Raw genomic sequence first — 19487 nt, 5'->3', positions numbered from 1 at the left:
CATGCGCCTGATAATAGCGGAATACGTAAAGGAATTTTCCAGTATTTTCCCAGAGCAAAAAGACACCCTGCCCTGGCTTCTGCCTCCCATACTTCCAAGGGTCTTAGCGGAAATGATACCTCCGCTGGGCGATAGCTATACCGTGAAAAATGGTATAGCAATTCATCGGACGGCCACTGTAGAAAAAGGCGCAGTGCTAAAGGCTCCTGTTATTATTTCGGAAAACTGCTTTGTCGGTTCCCATGCTTATTTACGGGGCGGTGTGTACCTGGGCAGCGGCACGACCATAGGCACAGGTTGCGAAGTAACAAGGAGCATCATACTGCACGATAGCGCTGTGGCGCATTTCAATTTTGTGGGCGACAGCATCATCGGCAGCTACGTTAATTTCGAAGCCGGCGCTGTTGTGGCCAATCATTATAATGAGCGAAAAGACAAGCAAATACGGGTAGTGCTGCAGGGGAAAGCTGTGAATACGCGTGTGGTAAAGTTCGGCGCACTGGTAGGCGACAACTGTAAAATTGGCGCCAATGCAGTGTTGTCACCCGGTACCATCCTGGCCAGAAATACCGTCGTGAAACGCCTGGAGTTGGTAGAACAGTTTACATTGTAAACTTTTAGCAGTTCAATAAACAGCTCCTTTGCAAAAGCTAATTGCTATGATAGGTGTACCTGGCAAGTGTACCTGAATGAGCAGACACTTTAGTCTCTTATGATCTCCTGTTAGCGGCTACTCCCTCCTCAAAGCCCGGTTTCAGTATAACCGCCCCTTCCTGCACATGGATTGATCACGGGTTCAAAAATAAATTTACATTTCTCAATATTTCATATATTGTCTAAAATGCATGTTTGAATCTTATCAAGTCCTATGAAACTCCGTGTTCCTGTTTTGCTATTACTTTTCCTGTTGCCATCATTAGCTTTCGCCCAGGCAAACTACAAACCAGGTTTGGTGGTCACCTCCAGCGGGGATACTTTAAATGGTTTCATTAACTACAGAGAGTGGGATTTAGCCCCTGAAACAGTATCCTTCCAGACCTCAGGTAACAGCGGGAAAGTGCAGGAGTTGAATGCTGCTACCACCCGCTATTTTGAAGTAACCGGCCTGGAAGCATACAGAGGCTTTGAAGTACTTATATCAACAGACAGAGTGGACGTAGGCAACCTTTCCCATGGAAGCCCGGATAGCAGCCCCTCCACAGAACATGTTTTTCTGAAAGTACTTCAGGATGGCACTAAAGTGTCCGTGTACTCTTATAAAGACAACATCAAGGAAAGGTTCTTCATAATGGAGAAAGGGGAAGCCAAACCACAGGAGTTGCTCTACAGGAGATACTATGACAAAAGGAACAGTACCCGGATCATAACACAGCATGCGTATGTTGGCCAGTTACTGAATGTGGCAAGGCACTTGAACGTACTAAGCGATAAACTACAGCGGGAAATTGAGGCCGCTGCCTATAAAGAAAAAGACATACTTCAGGTAGTAAGCAAGCTAAACGGGCTAAGCGACAGGGAAGCTGAACTGGACAAGCAGGGGAAAATGGGCTTTAGATTATTTACCGGTCTCGCCCTCAGCAGAAGCACGGTGGAGGTAAAGGGCCAGAATACTTTTGCTGATGCAGACGAAAACCCTGCTTCCTATATGCCACGACTTGCCTTTGGCGCTGATGCCTTCTTAAACAGGAACGTGCAACAGCTTGTATTCAGGTTAGAGGCAGCATTGACTCAGGGCAGCTACCAACTAAAGAAAACTGAGCCATCCGGGGGCGGCTCCTATTATAACCTGACCTATGGCATGAAACAGGCTACCGTTTCTGTCACTCCCCAGGTAATCTACAACCTGTACAACACAGATGCCTTAAAGCTCTATCTGGGGGGAGGCTTTGCGTTTAATTATTCTGATTATTCAAAAAACATCTACCACAGGAAGTACATATATCCGGCCCAAAATTCTGAGACGTTATATGTGACCGATGATTACATGGAGCTGTCTTCTTATTGGTCTACTTACAGCTTGAGAGCCGGAGTAGTTGTGAACACGAAATTCGAGATTTCTGCCATGTACCTGGCACCAAGCCCCATAACCAGGTACGCCCATATCGAAGTAGCAACAGGTTCTTTAAATATCGGCATAAACTACCTGTTCAGAGGCAACTAAAACAATAGGAAGGTCGTGTACTCCATCCCTTTCTAAGGCGCTAACATGCAAGGGTAAGCCGGGCATTGTAAAAAAAGAGAGGCTGGACATACAATTGTATACCCAGCCTCTCTTTTTGGAGAAAGGATAAACCTGCGCCTACACTTTTATGTAAATCTTCCTCTTATCCATCCAGTACCCGATGCCCCAGAGCAGGAGCATATAAGAAACAGCAAACAGCAGAGAGGCATTTTTATCGGAGAGCCATGCCAGGTAAAGGTTTTTATAGATCCAGCCGTTCAGGCTTTCGCCGCCTACTCTGGTCAGGCTCATTAGCCGGATAATCACTCCTGACAAGATGTAAATGAACAGCGGGTTCCGGCCGAACACCTCAAAGAAATAGGTCCAGCGCTTGTAGTTGGCCACTTCAATTATCAGCATCAGCGTAGCTAGTACGAGCAGGTCTAAACCGATGGTGTACATTACATACGAGCTGGTCCAGATAGGCTTGTTGATAGGAAAAACGAAGTCCCAAAGCACCGCCACCACGACAAAAGCTGCTGCCGACAAAGCCAGTTTGAACACGGTGCCCAGGTTGTTGCCCCGTTGCTGTATATACAAGCCTGCCAGAAAACCGGCTACTACATTCACCACGGCAGGCAAGGTACTCAGCAAGCCTTCCGGGTCGAACGGGATACCGTACCCTTTATACAAGTTGTCGGCAGGCAAAAGCAGCAAATCAAACTTCAGGGCAGCATTGCCCTCCAGGCTGTAAGGGTCAGGCTGACTGCCGAAAAAGTACATGATGGCCCAGTAAGAGAACAAGGCCATGACGCTGAAAACAATGGCTCCCTTCACTTTCAAATAATGCACCACCAGCGCCGCAATGCCATAGCACAGGGCAATCCTTTGCAGAACGCCCATTACCCGGATGCTGGAGAAGTCTATGGACGTCAATTCACCGGCAGCATTTCGCGTAACAAAGGGGAAGGTATTCAACAGGAGACCGAGCAGGAAAATGAGGGCTGTGCGCTTGAAAACTTTTTTCAGGAAAACGCTATCCTCCTGCTTCTCAAATTTCCGCATGCTGAAGCTCATGGCATTGCCCACCACAAACAGGAAAGTCGGGAAAACCAGGTCTGTTACCGTGAAGCCGTGCCAGGCGGCATGCCGGAAGGGCGCATAAATGCTTTGCCAACTGCCGGGGGTATTCACCACTATCATCAGGGCAATGGTCATTCCCCGCAGCACATCAAGCGAGAGGTAGCGCTGCCGCACCGTTTCCTTCAGCAGGCCATTGTCTGCAACTGCACTGGCTGTAAAAAGCTTATTCATGTAATTCGCTTATCTGATTTGTGTATTACAATTTGGGTAGATACCTGCTGTCCATCATAATGAAATGCTTCACTTTGTGCCGCCTACTTTGTCTACTTTATCAAAGAATTCCTTCTGGAGTTCCAGTGTCTTCGTGTCTGCCTTCACCGCTTTCAAAGCTTTCGTCAGCTGCTCCACCCTGTTTTCGGTCAGCAGTTTCCCCAGTTCCTTTGTTGCTTTTGCACCCTCGCCAGCATAGTGGTTCGGGTAACTGGCATACCACCAGATGCCGGTATACAGGTTCGGAAGCGAGGCCAGGCGCTTCAGGTTATCGCCGGATTCCTGCGTGGCCCGCTCCTGCTTTACAAGGTCCGGGCGCAGGTACAGCAGCGTTGATGTTTCGTTCTCGCCACCGTGCTGATCGCCGGCCGGGTCAGACTTGCGCGTTTTGTTTACTTTCTCTGCAAATGCCGGATCCTGCACCGGGTCGAAAAAGTACACGGCATAGTCGCGCCGCTTCTCCAGCTGCGACTGTACAAAGTAGCGCAGCAACTGCGGGTTGCCACCGTGGCCGTTCACAATTACTATCTTGTTAAAGCCGTTTCTGGCTATCTCCTCCACCGTTGCATCCAACAGGTCCCACACCAGCCTGCTCGGCAGGGCAAATGTTCCCGGTTGCTGCTTTGCTTCATAAATCTGCCCGTAGAAATAGTCCGGGAACACCACTGCATACTCGTTCTTTGTAGCACGCGCCGCCCACTCCCGCACATGAATCAGGTCGGAACCTATAGGAGCATGCGGTCCGTGTTTCTCCAGAATACCGATAGGCAGGATACAGGTCCGGTTCGATTTCTCCAGCGCCAGGGGCCAATCGCTGGCAGTCAGTTCATCCCATCGGGCCGGAATATGCTGCGCAAAGGCAGTAGACGTTAAGAGTAGAAGAAGTACCAGTAGCCTCATATGGCTTTTTATGTGAGGGTGAGTTATTTCTATATCAATATAGCAAGTTCCCTTTTTTACTGCTACTCTTTTCGGGCTTTTGTGTCTAAATTGAAAAAAGTGCAAAGCACAAACTGCACATCGCATCGCATAAAGAGTGACAGCGTATGCGGAAGGACAAAAAGGAGCAGGAAACACCAGCACCGCGTAAAAAGCTAAACCATTAAAAGCCTTATGAGACCATACATTTTAGCAGAAACAAACTGGAGGGACATTCAGCAGCAGCAGTTTGAAGTGGCTGTTTTACCCTGGGGCGCAACCGAAGCGCACAACTACCACCTGCCTTATGCAACAGACATAATAGAGGCGGACAACATTGCAGCCGAGGCAGCCCGTAAAGCCTGGGAGGCCGGGGCCAAAATTATCATACTGCCCACCATTCCGTTTGGAGTGAACACCGGGCAGGCTGACATTCTGCTGGACATTAACATGAGCCCCAGCACGCAGGCCGCCGTGCTGGGCGATGTGTTAGAGGTGCTAAACAGGCAGGGAATTTATAAACTGCTTATCATGAACAGCCATGGCGGAAACGACTTTAAAACCATGATTCGGGAATTGGGGCTGAAATACCCTGCCATGTTTATTTCAAGCTGCAACTGGTTCCATGCGATGGATAAGAACGAGTTTTTCGAGCATCCTGGCGACCACGCCGACGAAATGGAAACAAGCCTTATCCTGCACCTGCGCCCCGATTTAGTGCTGCCGCTGGAGGAAGCCGGTGAGGGGAATGATAAGAAACCAAAAATCAAAGCGTACAGAGAAGGCTGGGCCTGGGCAGAGCGAAAGTGGTCGCAGGTAACAGAGGATACAGGTGTGGGCAACCCTAAGAAAGCCACGAAGGAAAAGGGAGAGCGGTTCTTCGAAGCGGTAACTGACAAGATGAGCCAGCTGTTTATAGACCTCGCTAAGGCAGATCAGAACGACCTGTACGAGTAAACAATCAGGGCAGCTGCCGAAGGAACATGTTTCTTCGGCAGCTGCCCTGTTTTTTTAAAGAGCGCCTTTTATCTCTTCTATAGGCGTTTCTCCTATAAAGGAATTAACTAAACGCCCCTGCTCTGAATACACAAAAACAGATGGTGCCTGCACCGGCCCCAGAGTATGGATGATATCGTTTACAGAAGCCTGTGCAAAGTGGATGTTGCTTTTGCCTTCCAGGTCATATTCCCTGGCAAACTGGTTTAGCTGTGGCAAGCCAGCGTCAGACACAAAATACACAGTATATCCCTCAAAGGCCTCTAAATTTTCCCTTATCTGGGCAGCCTCGCGCTGGCAATGGTCACAGTCCGGCTGAAAAAGCACCAGAACAGTTTTCCCTTTCAGATCCTTTGCCACTAACCTGGAGCCATCCAAACGCGTGAGCCCCATCTGGGGAAGGTCGTTGGAAACGACTGCTGCTGTCGTGCTGGCTGGAGTGGCTGCTGCCGGTGCAGGTGTTGCTTCCCTGCTATCGGACCTGCTGCCCCGGTTGTCGAAATAAAAAATGAGGGCCAGCACCACCACAACCGCCACTAAAATAAGTATTCCCTTCTTCATTCTGTTCTTTTGTATTGCTTACAAACTTTACTGAGTTACGTATCCGCGCCGCAGAAGCCCAAGCTAAGTATAAATTAATATGACAACATCAGTCTGTCCTGCTATAACACATTTTCATTCCGTCAGTTCAAAAAAATCACCTCAGGCTGCATATACACGACTTCTTTTTTTACCAGCCCTGCTGTAATCCGTCCTGCAGGGCAGCCGCATATTTCTCCTTGTCAAAAGAATAAAGGTACGGTGCCTTGTGTGCCACGCCCATTTTACGTTCCTCTAACCTGTTCAATATGCCATAGCCCAGCATTTTGCGCTGGAAGTTGCGACGGTCCAGCCGCTTGCCCAGGATAGTCTCATACAGCCTCTGCAGTTCCGGCATGGTAAACTTTTCGGGCAGCAGGTTGTAACCAATTGGCTGGTCATTGAGCTGTTTCCTGAGAGTTTCAAGTGCCTTCTGCAGTATCTGGTCATGGTCCATCGCCAGAGGCGGCATATCCTGCAGGTCCCACCAGGCACAAGCCTCAGAGGTAGCATCAGGACGGGGCACAGCCTTCGAAAAGTTAACCAGCGCATAGTAGCCTACCGTGATAAAGCGCTGCAAAAACCAATGGTCCTCGTCAGCCTCTAACGCATGCGACACCAAAAGCTGCCGGTTCATTTTCCTGTCGGAGCGCGAGGGGTTGCCAAAAGTATGGAACTGGCGGAGAAAAATATTACCCAGGCCCGTGCGTGACTGCAGCACCCGAACAGCAGCATGCTCCACCTCTTCCTCCTTATAGACAAAGCCTCCCGGCAGCGCCCACTTGTCGGCATGCTTCATTCTCAGGAGCAACACCTTCAGTTGGTTATCATGAAAGCCGAAGATCACACAGTCAACTGAAAGTCCCGGGTGAAAGAGCGCTCCCCCTTTCTGAAGCATGTTACTTACTTCTTCTTCCACAGCTAGATTTGTTTTTTATTTTAAATAAGTAAATAAAAGCAGAAGGAATGGAACAATATCAGAAAAATAATTTACATTGTGTTATAAAGACACATTGTTAATTATCTCTCCAGTTATACTCCATATGAAAAGAAAGTTACCAAACCGGCTTATGAAGAAGCTGCCACTCGCCCTGCTACTGGCTGGCATGGCCTGCAACAGCAGCCAGCCAACAGGCAGCACAAGCGCTACTGCTGCTTCCCCTGCCACAACGGCAAGTTACCGCGACCTGAACAAGAACGGCCGCATGGATGTGTATGAAGACAGCACGCAGCCGGTGGAGGCCCGGGTAAACGACCTGCTGGCCCAGATGACAGTAGAGGAAAAAGCGGGTATGATGTTCATCAACGGTACCTTCATTAACGAGGATGGCACCATTGAAAAAACGCCGGAGACGAAGGGAATGGCCGCCAGGTTGCCCACAGCAGGCGAGTCCATCTCCGGAAAGCACATGAACCACTTCAATTTCTGGGATGCACCCGAAACACGGGCACTGGCCACAGGCTATAACGCCATACAAAAGGCTGCGGAGAATACGAGGCTCGGCATTCCGGTTACCATTGCCTCGGACCCGCGCAACCACTTCAGTGAAAGCATCTTTTCGATGGCAGCTGTTGGCTTCTCGCAGTGGTGCGAAACCCTGGGTCTGGCAGCCATAGGCGATGAAAACCTGACCAGGCAGTTTGCCGACATTGCCCGGCAGGAGTATGTGGCAGTTGGTATGCGGGAGGCGCTGCACCCGCAGGTGGATTTGGCTACAGAACCCCGGTGGGCCCGTATCAGCGGAACTTTTGGTGAGGATGCCAAACTGACAGCCCGTATGGCCAAAGCGTATATACTTGGTTTCCAGGGAGAGGAGCTAGGCCCTAACAGCGTGGCCTGTATGACAAAGCACTTTACCGGCGGCGGCCCGCAGAAGGAAGGCCTGGACCCGCACTTTGAGTTCCAGAAAGGGCAGGTATACCCGGGCAACAACTTCGATTATCACCTTATTCCGTTTGAGGCAGCATTTGATGCCAACACTGCTGCCATCATGCCTTATTACGGCGTGCCAACCGGCCAGACAGACGAGGAAGTCGCCTTCGCTTATAACAAAGCCATCATCACAGGCCTGCTACGCAACAAGTATAAGTTTGACGGCGTGGTGTGCACTGACTGGGGACTGATAACTGATGTGAACATGGGCGTAACCGTATGGCCTGCACGTGCCTGGGGAGTAGAGCACCTGAGTGAGGAAGACCGTGTAAAGAAAATAATTGATGCCGGTGTAGATCAGTTTGGTGGTGAAAGCGTGCCGGAACTGGTGGTAAAACTGGTGAAAGATGGCCGCGTAACGGAGGCGCGGATAAATGAATCGGTAAGAAGGCTGCTGCGACAGAAGTTCCAACTGGGCCTGTTCGACAACCCTTATGTGGACGTGGAGAACGCGGTAAAGGTGCTGAGTAACCCAGCGTTTAAAGCGGCCGGCGAAGCCTCCCAGCGCCGTGCCATGACACTGCTGAAAAACGACAACAAGGTGCTGCCGCTTCAGCAGGGCAAACTGAAGCTGTACGTGAAGAACGTTGACCCGAAAGTGGCCGCACTATATGGTACTGTGGTAGAAAACCCGAAGGAGGCTGATATGGCCATCATTCGCCTGAAAACGCCCTGGTACCCGGTTGAAACAAAGAACCCGTTTGCCCAAAGCTTCCACCACGGCGACCTCGACTTCAAAGGCAAGGAGAAAGAAGAGATACTGCAACTGCTGAAAACAGTACCTACCATCGTGGACATTAACCTGGATCGTCCGGCCGTAATACCGGAAATCAGCCAGAACGCGAAAGGCTTGTTTGCAGACTTCGGAGCCAGTGATGCTGCCGTGCTGGATGTGATCTTCGGAAAAGCGAAGCCGGAAGGAAACCTGCCGTTCGAGCTGCCATCTTCGATGGAGGCGGTGCGCAACCAGAAAGAAGACCTGCCTTACGACTCAAAAGACCCGCTGTATAAGTTTGGGTTTGGCTTGCGCTATGAGTAGCTTTATTTTTCTGGAGCAGCTTTATTTACGAATGCGATGCTTAAATCGAAGTTAGTGCTTTTTGTACTGCTGGGTGTACTGCTATTGGCTAATACTGTAGCCACGGCACAGTCAACGGCTGGCAAGCCCCGCACGGTCATAACAACCGATGGTGAAGTGGATGATATGGATTCTTTCATAAGACTCCTGCTGTATTCAAATGAGTTTGACATTGTAGGGCTGGTGTACAGCAGTTCGCAGTGGCATTATGCCGGCGACGGAAAAGGCACCCTGTTTACCTCCGAAATGCCAAACACGGCGGAGCGTTACGGAGAACGCAAAGACCTGCGCTGGCCGGGCACCACCTGGATGCAGCATCACATTAACCAGTATGCAAAGGTTTATGATAACCTGAAGCAGCATGCCCCGGGGTACCCTTCTCCGGATTACCTGCTGAGTATCGTCAGTGTTGGCAACATTGAATTTGAGGGGGAGATGGAGAAGGATACAAATGGTTCTGACGCCATCAAGAAAATTCTGCTGGACAACAACCCGAGCCCTGTATACCTGCAAATCTGGGGCGGCACCAACACGGTGGCACGTGCTTTAAAGTCCATAGAAGCGGAATACAAAGGAACGCCGCAGTGGCAGGATATCTACAGGAAAGTATCTGATAAAGCCATCATCTACACTGTGCTAGACCAGGATGCCACCTATGGGAAATATATAGCACCCAACTGGCCGGAGATAAAAGTACTCTACAACTCTGACCAGTTCTGGAGTTTCGCCTATGCCTGGCCAAGAGTGGTGCCAAAAGAACTGCAGACCTACCTGGGTGGCATGTGGTTCTCCCAAAACATCAAGTTTTACCATGGCCCCTTGTTGGAAGGCTACTACCTCTGGGGCGACGGACAGCAGATAGAAGGAGATCCGGAGCATACGCATGGCAGCATCCTGCACTCCGTGAAGTCCGGGCGAAGCCGGTACGATTTTATATCGGAGGGCGACTCCCCTGCCTTCTTTTACCTGCTCGATGTGGGCCTGAGAAGCATGGAAGATGCTTCCTACGGCGGCTGGGGAGGGCGCATGGTGCAGTCTGCTAACAACCCAAACCGCTGGGAAGACGGCAAGCACGTCACCGACTTTAATACTTATACAAATAAAAACGACACCACCTTTCCGCAAACCCGCTGGATAGAGGCACTGCAGAACGATTTTGCCGCCCGCGCCGACTGGTGTGTTCTGCCTTATAAAAAAGCAAACCACCCTCCTGTCGTGAAGCTTAACCAGCCAAAAGACATAAAGGTAAAGCCTGGCCAGAGAATGAGCCTCAGCGCCTCCGCCAAAGACCCGGATGGCAATACCCTCCGCTACCGATGGTGGCAGTACGAAGAGGTCGATACCTATGAGGGCAAAGTGAGTGTTCAGGACGCAGACAAACAGAAAGTTTCCTTTACAGTACCTCAGGATGCTAAAAGCGGGCAAACCATTCATTTTATACTGGAAGTGACCGACTCCGGAACACCCAGCTTAACCCGGTACCAGCGTGTGATTGCAACGGTTGGAGCGTAAGCCCGGGCAACAGGCGCAGGTTTCTTTTACTGTGCCAGCCTTGAGCTGCCTCTGTACAACCTTTTGCCTCTGTACAACCTTTTTCGACATCTAAAACAGGAACAAATCTTTTACCAGTTAAACACCTTTGAACACAACCGAATGCTAAACAGAAGAAATTTTTTCAAAACAACCGGGGCTCTTGCATTAGGCAGCTTGCTGCTCCCGGCTTGTGCCGATGGCACCACATCGCAGGCCGAAACCACTGAAACAGCGGAAGGCGTGGGCAACGCAAACACAGCTCCAAGAGAGTTGTCTGTGGGCCTGCAATTGTTTACTGTTCGCGAACTGCTGGAGAAGGACCTGCAGGGCACGCTGCAGAAAATTGCGGACTTGGGCTTTAAAGACCTGGAATCAGCTGCTGGTTCAAAAGGCCATTATTATGGCATGAAACCAAAAGAGTTTGCCGCCATGGTGGAAGGCATGGGCATGAAGCTCCGCAGCAGCCACGTACTGCCGGGCACACAACTCCCTACAGAGGCTCCGCTGCCTCCGGACTTTCTGACGCTGACCAACGGACTGCAGCAGCTGGTGGACATGGCCGCCGAGACAGGCCAGAGTTACCTGACCTGCGCCTATTTGTTCCCAAGCGAGCACAAGACCCTGGACCAGTACAGGCGACACATCGAACTCTTTCACCGCGCCGGCGAAGCCTGTAAAAAAGCAGGTTTGTCTTTTGCATACCACAACCACGACTTCGAATTTGAAACACTGGAAGGCCAGCGGCCATACGACCTGATCCTGGCGGAAACGGACAAGGATCTGGTGGAGATGGAACTGGACCTGTACTGGGCTACCAAGTCTGGCAATGATCCGGTTGCCTTGTTCGAGAAGTACCCAGGCCGCTTTCCGATGTGGCACGTGAAGGACATGGACAGAACAGAAAAACAGTTCTTCACAGAGATAGGCAACGGTTCTATCGACTTCAAGCGCATCTTCGACAAAGCAGAACTGGCAGGCATGAAGTACTACTTCGTGGAGCAGGACGTAACCCCCGGAAACCCGCTGGACAGCATCGCTACCAGCTATAAGAACCTGGCGAATGTACTGAGCTAGTCTGGGATTAAAATGCTAAAAACAAAAAGCACTGTTCTGGTATTCAGAACAGTGCTTTTTGTTTTCTAATGCGCCTGCAGCGCCGTCTCCTGTTTGCTCTTTTCTGCCAGTTCCTCTAAAGTCCAGGCTTTGCTTCTTCCAGCGCTTTCTTCTCTGAGCTTCTTGACTTCTTCGGGTGTAACGACAGGTGAAAGCTCTGCTCTGGCTGTGAAACCTGATGCTTTATTAGTAGCTGCAGCCGCCATACCAGGTATATGACCGGGTGGTCGGGGAGCCGCACCACCAAACTCATACCGGATATAGCTTAAGACAGATGCAATCCATTCATCACTATTCGCTTCCATAGACGGCATGATACTGGTGTAGGATTTACCGTCAACAGGCCCGGAAAGCCCATGGAGTAAAATCCTGGCCGCTGTGTTTTTTTCAACAAAAGCTAAGCGCTTCGATCCTGCAAGAGGAGGAGCAGGCATGTTAGCCCCTCCGATGGCTAAACCCTTTCCATCTGCGCCATGGCAACTGGCACAAACCGACTTGAAAGTAGCCGCCCCTTTCAAAATCAACTCTCTGTCGGCCTGAGCAAGCTTGCCTAGTTTCTGTCCGTAAGTGCGCACCCCTTCATTCTTATCAAGCGCTGCCTTGGTAGCGACAAGCATTTCATTGTCTGCGTTTTTGTCTAAAACCTCTTTGATGATGGCCTTAGCCTTCTCTGACTTACTGTTGTACAGCGAGAGCAGCAGTTGAACACGCACATCATGATGCGCATCGTCTGTAAGCTCCCCTACCTTTTGAATCAGGTCCTCGTCATTCTTCTCCAGATACGGTTCACTAATCCAGACAGCAGTTCTCCTTACCTGCGGATGCTCATCTTTCAGGGCATCATACAGGATAGACTTATCTATAGCATCTAGCCCTTCTAATGTCCATAAAGCATGTATTCTGGCAAGATGGCTTGGTTTCCTGGAGAAGAAGCCGTGCTCCCCAACTGCCATTTTCCTCAAGGCTGGAATCACAGACTTGTCACCACGGGTAATAATTGATTTCTGAGCTTCATCCCGCCACCAGCCATTAGGATGATCCAAGTGACTTAAAAGCGTGTTGCCGGACTCTTCCAGCATATTTGGTTTTGGCCCTGGCTTATAGCTATCGTGAACGACCCGGTAAATACGGCCATGGCCTGTATTCTTCGCTAAACCCAGGCTATCAATTTTCTGGCGCAGGAAAGACCCGGGCTTTGTCCAGTTTCCCTGCTGTATAATGCCCCGGTGCATGTCTACAATGTAAAGATTTCCATCGGGGCCTGTGGCACTGTTAACCGGCCGGAAATTCATATCCGAGGAGGCTATAAACTCCTGCCGTTCATATGCGTTCTCCAGCTTCACTTTCCCGTCCTGGTTGATTACTTTGGCCCGGCGAACAGAACGAGCGACTGGCTCACAAACAATATAGTCTCCAACAAAATCAGAAGGGAACCGATCTCCCCGATAGATAGATTGTCCGCATGCAGCCGTAAAGTGATTTAATGTAACATCAGAGCGTAATCTTTTGGTCCCGCCCTGCACATCAGGTGTGGCCATGATGGGCCATACCTCCGCAAACTCGGCACTGTACTGATCAGCAAAATCCAGGGTACCATAAACAGGATTGATTTGAAACCCTAAAGCCGGGATCTCTCCCCCTGCTCTGGAGTAGTAAATCCGTCCATAGTTATCATGCGTTACTCCCCATTGTCCGCCGCCCCCACTGATGATCGTATCAACCTGCATGGTGCCATTGGTGTAACGAAAACGTACTGGTTCATAGGTGACATACATCCAGTTATCCAGGTTCCAGTCCAGTCCGCTTCGCTGATGTTCCATGTTGGCATCATTCACATTATATTTGTCGTTTTGGTACACGACCTTCTTCACATCTGCCTTTCCATCCCCATCAGAGTCTTTATAGCTGTGGATGGTGATGCTATTGGTTTCATTAACCAACAGTTCGTCGTTTACACATTGCAACAGGCGGGGTAACAGCAGACTGTCAATGAACACGGTGCTTTTGTCCATCTTGCCGTCATTGTCAGTATCTTCCAGCAACGAGATGCGGCTTATGGGCTCCTGCTCCCCTGAAGCATCCGCATCCTGCATGTACGTGAGCATTTCCGCTACATACATTCTGGCATTACCATCCCATGCAATGGCTACCGGTTCCTTAATCATAGGTTCACTGGCAACTAACTCCATCCGATAGCCCTCGGGCAAATGCATGGTTTTCATACTTTCTTCAGGCGAAAGGTATGCTCCTGTAGGATTAGGAATGAAAGCAGGCTTGGGGTTGACCTGGCTCATTTCATTTTCCTTTGGCGCATTGCAGCTAAAAGCCAGCAAAGACAAAACAGCAAAGCTCGCTATATGTACATTATTCATTTAAGTTCTGGTTAATAGTGATGACATGAAATAAATACAGACGCATGTTTTACCTTTTAGCTGTTCATGAGCGTTATCAGAAACAACATCACCAAGCTCTCAAGCTTAGGTTGCTATAAAGCGCAACCTAAGCTTGAGAGCTTCTTTCAATCAATGCAGATCACGCGTCACCTCTGAACCGGAACCGCCCCGTAGTATATCCAGGTCGGCGCCCAGGTGGGCTTGCTGCACATGATCGATGTGTATTTTCACGTACCCTCTAACAGCCATGGGCGCAGGCGGTATCCAGGCTGCTCTTCGTTTTTGCAGTTCTTCTTCACTCACATCCAGGTGGAGCCTTCTGTTTGGCACGTCCAGCTCGATCATGTCGCCGTCCATCACCAGGGCCAGGGTTCCACCAACAGCAGACTCAGGAGACACATGCAGCACCACTGTGCCGGCTGCCGTACCGCTCATTCTTCCGTCGGAAATACGCACCATGTCCCGCACTCCTTTCCGCAGCAGCTTTTCCGGGAGGTCCACATTACCGACCTCCGGCATGCCGGGATAACCTTTTGGCCCCACTCCTTTCAGCACAATCACACAGGTTTCATCAATATCCAGTTCCGGATCATCAATACGCGCGTGATAGTCTTCAATGGTTTCGAATACCACCGCCCGCCCGCGATGTTGCATTAGCTCCGGCGAAGCGGCGGAAGGTTTGATGATTGCTCCATTCTCACAGAGATTTCCTTTCAGCACAGCAATGCCAACTTCCTTTTTAAAGGGGCTATCGATGGATGCAATCACATTCGTATTATAACAGGTGGCCTCAGCAGTATTCTCGCCAATGCCACGGCCATTTACGGTTATAGCACCCTGATGAAGATACTGTTTGATTTCCTTGATAACGACAGGCAACCCTCCGGCATAAAAGAACTCTTCCATTAAAAATTCCCCGGATGGCTTCAGGTTGACCAGCAAAGGAATCTTGCTTCCTATTTTGTCAAAATCTTCTATATTCAAGTCAACCCCAATCCGTCCGGCAATTGCCAGCAGATGGATGAGAAAGTTTGTAGAACCTCCTACAGCAGAATTCACGACAATGGAATTCTCGAAAGCCTCACGCGTTAGGATTCTGGAGAGCTTCAGGTCTTCTTTAACCATTTCAACAATCCTTCTGCCCGAGAGCTGGGCCAGCACCTTCTTGCGCGAATCCACCGCAGGGATGGCAGCAGCTCCCGGCAGCGTCAGCCCCAGCGATTCCACCATACAAGCCATGGAGGAAGCCGTGCCCATAGTCATGCAGTGACCCTGGCTGCGGGCCGCTCCTATTTCCATTTCGTGAATATCGGCATCTGAAAAGTTTGCTACCTTCTGCTTCTCCTTGTGCAGCCAGTTAAATGATCCCGAGCCTACACATTCTCCCCTGTACCGGCCATTCAGCATAGGCCCTCCCGGCACTATAATAGTAGGAAGATCCACGCTGCAGGCTCCCATCAGCGTGGAGGGTGTAGTTTTATCACAGCCTGTCAGCAGTACCACCCCATCCAGCGGGTTCGCCCGGATAGATTCTTCTGTATCCATGGCGGCCAGGTTCCTGAACAACATGGTAGTAGGCCGCATGATGGTTTCCCCCAGCGAGGTAACCGGAAACTCCAGCGGAAAGCCACCGGCCTCTATCACCCCTCTTTTTACTATTTCTGCAAAGTCGCGCAGGTGCCCATTACAGGGCGTCAGCTCCGACCAGGTGTTACAAATGCCAATAACAGGCCTCCCCTTGAAGTAATCATCAGGGTAACCCTGGTTGCGCAGCCAGGACCGGTGCACAAATCCCATCTTGTCAGACTTCCCAAACCAATCGTAGCTTCTTAATTTCTTATCTGTTGACATATATTCTTATGTTATTTACTGTGATATGATTGAGGTCAGGATTTAGTCCGAAACCTTCTACCTCGCCTGTTCTTGCCGCTGTTGTGTGTTTTCACCAACAGCTTGTAACTTAGCATTTGGATGTTCTAAACCCCCTCCTAACCCATGTGTCATTTCGAACGCAGTGAGAAATCTGAGATATTGCGGGGTCATGAAATAACACAGATTTCTCACTGCGTTCGAAATGACACCCTAGCTGCTGTTTCCTTAAGTTGACGGCATTGCCTCCTACCCCTCCGAGAAAGTAAATTTCTGCAAAAGTATTTGTTCACCGCCCCCCAGAGATGAGCAGGCTTACCCTACTCCACAAAATTTACCAGCGTGCCGATAGGGGCAATCGTAATTCTGATTTCATCATCCTGCTCCAGTGTGAATTCGTTTTCGGGCACAATGCCTGTTCCGGTCATCAGCAAGCTACCGTAAGGAAAGGAGCATTCTCTGTAGAGAAAGGACACCAACTCCTCCGGCTTGCGCTTCATCTGTGAGATTTCGATGCTGCCACTAAAGACCCTGTCGCCCTCACGAAGGATTTCTATTTCGATAAGTGTGTCTGCCGGCAACGGCTCTTCTGTCACGAGGACACAAGGACCTACTGCTGCGCTGCCATCATAGGTTTTCGCCTGTGGCAGGTACAGCGGGTTTTCTCCTTCAATGCTGCGGGAACTCATGTCGTTGCCAATGGTGTAGCCCACAATTTTCCCGGATGAGGTAATCACCAGGGTCAGCTCCGGTTCGGGTACGTTCCAATCAGAGTCTTTGCGTATGCGTACCTTTCCTCCCGGTCCTACCGTGCGGTGCGCTGTTGCCTTAAAGAACAGTTCTGGCCTTTCCGCTTCATATACCAGGGCATAAAACTCTCCTCCACCGCTCTTTTTCGACTCTTCCTGCCGGCCCACTTTACTGCGGTAGTAGGTAACCCCACTTGCCCAGATTTCCTGGCTTTGAACCGGAGCAAGGAGCCCCTGCTCAAGCAGATCGCCTGCACCCGGATCCGGAGATGTAGTCTGGGTTATCTGCAGCATTTTCTCGTAAAGCTGGTCATCATTCAGAAAATCGTCCCACTGCTGATCCTTTACAGGATAGAAGGCTTCATCCTTCTCGATAACAACACCTTGTTGCGTTCTGTATAATTTCATGAGATTTTTTATTTATTACAAATCAAAATCAGGTTTAGCATCATGTAAAAAGCAGGTAGCTCAGAAAAAGAAAAAAAGCGGCTGAGCCGCCCAGCACCAATGTTCCCACAGTATATAGCCTGTACCCCGTTCTCACCTTCATCCCGGACATCTGCGTCACGACCCAGAAAAAGCTGTCGTTTGCATGGGATACCACCGCAGAGCCTGCACCAATGGCAATCACCACCATGGCTTTCTCCAGTTCAGTCTCAAACCCGAGCGACGTCATCATCGGGAGCACAATAGAAGCAGTTGTGATCAAAGCAACGGTAGAAGAGCCTTGTGCCGTTTTAATAGCTGCTGCCAACAGAAAGGGCAACCAGATATTCAGGTGCACGCCAGCCAATGCTTCGCCTAAAGTAGCAGCTATGCCAGAGTTCTGCAGAATTTTCCCAAAGATTCCTCCTGCTCCCGTTATCAGGATAACGGATGCCGCATCCCGTAAGGCGTTTCCAATCCAACCTTGTGCAGACAGCATTTCCGGCTTTAACTTTTTAGGAAGAATCAAGGACAAAAACGCTCCGATGCACAAGGCCACCACTGGTTCTCCGAGAAACAAGATAACATGATAAGCATCCGGACTCAAAAGCGGGTTTAAGTATTGCGCAGAAGATTTCGCAACAATCAGCAGGATGGGCACCAGTACAGGTATGGAAGACTTAAAAGGCCCCGGGGCATCTTTCAGCAGCAGGTTTATTTCTTCTTCTGTGGTCTGTGGATTGGGCTCTATATAAGTTTTAGCAGCGTATTTCGTGGCATACAACAAGCCTACCGCCAACGCCAGCGCACTGATTGGCAAGCCCAGTAGCATCACAAACCCAAGGTCAGCACCTAAAATACCGGCAGCGGCGATAGGACCCGGCGTGGGTGGCACCATGGTGTGCGTGGCGGTAAGGCCGAGGCCAAGTGCAATAGCAGGGCCAGCCAGGGATATGCCTGCTTTTTTGGACAGGCTCCTGTTGAGGGGAGAAACGAGCAGAAAACCACTGTCAGCAAAAACAGGGATGGAAACGAAGTAACCGATAATGCCCATGGCTGCTGTCACCCGTTTTTGCCCGACTATCCGGAGCACTTTCTCGGCCAGTGCATAGGCGCCGCCGGAATTCTCCAGGAAAGCCCCGATGATTACTCCAAAAATGATAATAAGACCTATCTTACCCAGTGTTTCACCGAACCCGGCGTTGATGGACTGCACAATAGTTTCAAGGGGCATTCCTGTCACAACCCCATAAAAAATGGCAACCAGAAACAGGGCAATAAAAGGGTGTACCTGAAGGCGTGTGGTTAGTAAGATGATGAGTACGACACAGAGAAGCAAATAGAAAACTGCCATAGAGAGAGTTATAGGTCAGACAAGGAGAATATCTTTATATAGTTAAAGTCACTTTTACCCGCTTAGTGGCTCCTAAATATTCCGCTTCACATGCTCTACAAGCCAGTCTCCCACTTTTTCATAATCAACATCCTGGTCATCCCGGCTCCATTGCTCCACACAATAGACACCTTTAAAGCCCTTTTGCTCGGCAAGCCTGACGCACTTGTCAAAATCATAGGAGACATGCTCCAGATCCTTGTTAAAGGCAGCAGCCTTGGCAGAGACCATGTACGCATAGGGTAATATTTTCTCCAGCGACTGATACATGGTTTCTGTTGGATAGTTGCCAAAATCAGGCAGCGTGTGGAGGTTGTCTGGTCCTGCTGCCTTGTTGATTCGCAGGTGTATTTCCGGATCCATTTCGATTCCAAAATGATTCTCGGTCAGCAGCACCAGTCCTTTGCTCTTTGCATACTTGTTTACCTCCTTCATGGACTGGATAGATTTTTCAACTGATCCGGTTCCACTCCCGGGATTGATGCGTATCGCCTTGGAACCAAGAAAGGCAACTGCATCCATCCAGCTTTTTGCATGTGCGATGCTTTTCAGCCTTTCGTCCTCATTTGTGGCTGCGAGGTTATAATCAACAGGACCGTCGAGCTGTACGTTGAGCAAGGTGGAACCGGAAGCTTTTAGTTTTCCCTTCAGTTTCTCCAGGTAAGGTCGCTCCAGTGAGTCGAAATGATAACTCCAGAACTCCACTTTGTCTATACCAAACCTGTCCCTGTAAAATGCCGGCACATCCAGGAGAGTCAACTCATGCTGGATGTTTTCGACATGCTCCGGCTTTGTTTGCTGAAACCTGTTCCTGAACAGCACTGTCCCCATTCCTATCCGGTCCATTTTATCCTTGAATACGAGACTGAAGGAGGGTAAAACCCATGCGGATAAAATGAGTCCTGACGATCTGAAAACAAATGTTCTTCTGTTCATAAGTTAGCGCTTGTTGGTTCCGGTTATTGATTCAATATGCTGCTATATAATATATAA

15 protein-coding genes are annotated in these 19487 nt (G+C 49.9%); 6 read left to right on the top strand and 9 right to left on the bottom strand.

Translation table 11 applies throughout. The annotated features are described in order from the left end of the window. Position 1: 1 nt before the first annotated feature. Positions 2-613 (top strand): DapH/DapD/GlmU-related protein, encoded by a 612-nt coding sequence (locus ACYVB1_RS09930; protein WP_460923369.1) that lies wholly within the window; start codon positions 2-4, stop codon positions 611-613. 276 nt (positions 614-889) lie between these two features. Continuing rightward, positions 890-2161: a hypothetical protein gene (locus ACYVB1_RS09925; RefSeq protein ID WP_460923367.1), complete on the top strand. Its 1272-nt coding sequence runs from the start codon at positions 890-892 to the stop codon at positions 2159-2161. A 138-nt stretch (positions 2162-2299) separates the two neighbouring features. Here the strand turns inward: ACYVB1_RS09925 and ACYVB1_RS09920 are convergent, their stop codons facing one another. Together ACYVB1_RS09920 and ACYVB1_RS09915 are read right to left on the bottom strand one after the other, a co-directional pair. Beyond that, entirely contained in the window at positions 2300-3475 is a 1176-nt protein-coding gene (locus tag ACYVB1_RS09920; RefSeq protein WP_460923365.1) for an acyltransferase family protein, read from the bottom strand. A gap of 69 nt (positions 3476-3544) precedes the next feature. Continuing rightward, on the bottom strand, positions 3545-4414 hold the full coding sequence (locus ACYVB1_RS09915) for a creatininase family protein (RefSeq protein WP_460923363.1): 870 nt from the start codon (positions 4412-4414) through the stop codon (positions 3545-3547). A 213-nt stretch (positions 4415-4627) separates the two neighbouring features. On the opposite strand from ACYVB1_RS09915, the gene ACYVB1_RS09910 reads away from it, so the two are divergent. After that, positions 4628-5389 (top strand): creatininase family protein, encoded by a 762-nt coding sequence (locus tag ACYVB1_RS09910; protein WP_460923361.1) that lies wholly within the window; start codon positions 4628-4630, stop codon positions 5387-5389. A gap of 54 nt (positions 5390-5443) precedes the next feature. Here ACYVB1_RS09910 and ACYVB1_RS09905 read toward each other — a convergent pair whose 3' ends face one another. Both ACYVB1_RS09905 and ACYVB1_RS09900 read right to left on the bottom strand, forming a co-directional pair. Continuing rightward, positions 5444-5989, bottom strand: a complete 546-nt coding sequence (locus tag ACYVB1_RS09905; RefSeq protein WP_460923359.1) for a TlpA family protein disulfide reductase — start codon at positions 5987-5989, stop codon at positions 5444-5446. 169 nt (positions 5990-6158) lie between these two features. Then, positions 6159-6926 (bottom strand): NUDIX hydrolase, encoded by a 768-nt coding sequence (locus ACYVB1_RS09900; protein WP_460923357.1) that lies wholly within the window; start codon positions 6924-6926, stop codon positions 6159-6161. A gap of 151 nt (positions 6927-7077) precedes the next feature. Between ACYVB1_RS09900 and ACYVB1_RS09895 the strand changes: the two genes are divergently transcribed. The 3 genes from ACYVB1_RS09895 (at position 7078) to ACYVB1_RS09885 (ending at position 11625) form a co-directional block, all read left to right on the top strand. Continuing rightward, complete coding sequence (locus tag ACYVB1_RS09895; RefSeq protein ID WP_460923355.1) at positions 7078-8979, top strand: glycoside hydrolase family 3 protein; 1902 nt, start codon at positions 7078-7080, stop codon at positions 8977-8979. 36 nt (positions 8980-9015) lie between these two features. Continuing rightward, positions 9016-10530, top strand: coding sequence for a DUF1593 domain-containing protein (locus ACYVB1_RS09890; protein WP_460923353.1), 1515 nt, complete (start codon positions 9016-9018; stop codon positions 10528-10530). Between the two features lie 141 nt (positions 10531-10671). After that, complete coding sequence (locus ACYVB1_RS09885) at positions 10672-11625, top strand: sugar phosphate isomerase/epimerase family protein (RefSeq protein ID WP_460923351.1); 954 nt, start codon at positions 10672-10674, stop codon at positions 11623-11625. 65 nt (positions 11626-11690) lie between these two features. Here ACYVB1_RS09885 and ACYVB1_RS09880 read toward each other — a convergent pair whose 3' ends face one another. From ACYVB1_RS09880 to ACYVB1_RS09860, 5 genes are all read right to left on the bottom strand, one after another. Then, positions 11691-14036: a DUF7133 domain-containing protein gene (locus ACYVB1_RS09880; RefSeq protein WP_460923349.1), complete on the bottom strand. Its 2346-nt coding sequence runs from the start codon at positions 14034-14036 to the stop codon at positions 11691-11693. Between the two features lie 150 nt (positions 14037-14186). Further along, the gene (locus ACYVB1_RS09875; protein WP_460923347.1) at positions 14187-15908 is read right to left on the bottom strand and encodes an IlvD/Edd family dehydratase; all 1722 of its coding nucleotides are present in this window, start codon (positions 15906-15908) and stop codon (positions 14187-14189) included. 338 nt (positions 15909-16246) lie between these two features. Beyond that, the gene (locus ACYVB1_RS09870; protein ID WP_460923345.1) at positions 16247-17083 is read right to left on the bottom strand and encodes a fumarylacetoacetate hydrolase family protein; all 837 of its coding nucleotides are present in this window, start codon (positions 17081-17083) and stop codon (positions 16247-16249) included. Positions 17084-17123: 40 nt separating this feature from the next. Then, entirely contained in the window at positions 17124-18455 is a 1332-nt protein-coding gene (locus ACYVB1_RS09865) for a GntP family permease (protein ID WP_460923343.1), read from the bottom strand. A gap of 72 nt (positions 18456-18527) precedes the next feature. Continuing rightward, entirely contained in the window at positions 18528-19430 is a 903-nt protein-coding gene (locus tag ACYVB1_RS09860) for a sugar phosphate isomerase/epimerase family protein (protein WP_460923341.1), read from the bottom strand. Positions 19431-19487: the final 57 nt, after the last annotated feature.

This window comes from Pontibacter brevis, from assembly GCF_054779655.1.
This window is presented reverse-complemented; position numbering and strand designations above follow the sequence as displayed.

What these genes read in the sequence shown, in the direction of transcription:
- ACYVB1_RS09930 (WP_460923369.1), top strand. Translation starts at nt 2, where the DNA reads ATGCGCCTGATAATAGCGGAATACGTAAAGGAATTTTCCAGTATTTTC.
- ACYVB1_RS09920 (WP_460923365.1), bottom strand. Translation starts at nt 3,475, where the DNA reads ATGAATAAGCTTTTTACAGCCAGTGCAGTTGCAGACAATGGCCTGCTG.
- ACYVB1_RS09915 (WP_460923363.1), bottom strand. Translation starts at nt 4,414, where the DNA reads ATGAGGCTACTGGTACTTCTTCTACTCTTAACGTCTACTGCCTTTGCG.
- ACYVB1_RS09910 (WP_460923361.1), top strand. Translation starts at nt 4,628, where the DNA reads ATGAGACCATACATTTTAGCAGAAACAAACTGGAGGGACATTCAGCAG.
- ACYVB1_RS09905 (WP_460923359.1), bottom strand. Translation starts at nt 5,989, where the DNA reads ATGAAGAAGGGAATACTTATTTTAGTGGCGGTTGTGGTGGTGCTGGCC.
- ACYVB1_RS09895 (WP_460923355.1), top strand. Translation starts at nt 7,078, where the DNA reads ATGAAGAAGCTGCCACTCGCCCTGCTACTGGCTGGCATGGCCTGCAAC.
- ACYVB1_RS09890 (WP_460923353.1), top strand. Translation starts at nt 9,016, where the DNA reads ATGCTTAAATCGAAGTTAGTGCTTTTTGTACTGCTGGGTGTACTGCTA.
- ACYVB1_RS09885 (WP_460923351.1), top strand. Translation starts at nt 10,672, where the DNA reads ATGCTAAACAGAAGAAATTTTTTCAAAACAACCGGGGCTCTTGCATTA.
- ACYVB1_RS09880 (WP_460923349.1), bottom strand. Translation starts at nt 14,036, where the DNA reads ATGAATAATGTACATATAGCGAGCTTTGCTGTTTTGTCTTTGCTGGCT.
- ACYVB1_RS09875 (WP_460923347.1), bottom strand. Translation starts at nt 15,908, where the DNA reads ATGTCAACAGATAAGAAATTAAGAAGCTACGATTGGTTTGGGAAGTCT.
- ACYVB1_RS09870 (WP_460923345.1), bottom strand. Translation starts at nt 17,083, where the DNA reads ATGAAATTATACAGAACGCAACAAGGTGTTGTTATCGAGAAGGATGAA.
- ACYVB1_RS09865 (WP_460923343.1), bottom strand. Translation starts at nt 18,455, where the DNA reads ATGGCAGTTTTCTATTTGCTTCTCTGTGTCGTACTCATCATCTTACTA.
- ACYVB1_RS09860 (WP_460923341.1), bottom strand. Translation starts at nt 19,430, where the DNA reads ATGAACAGAAGAACATTTGTTTTCAGATCGTCAGGACTCATTTTATCC.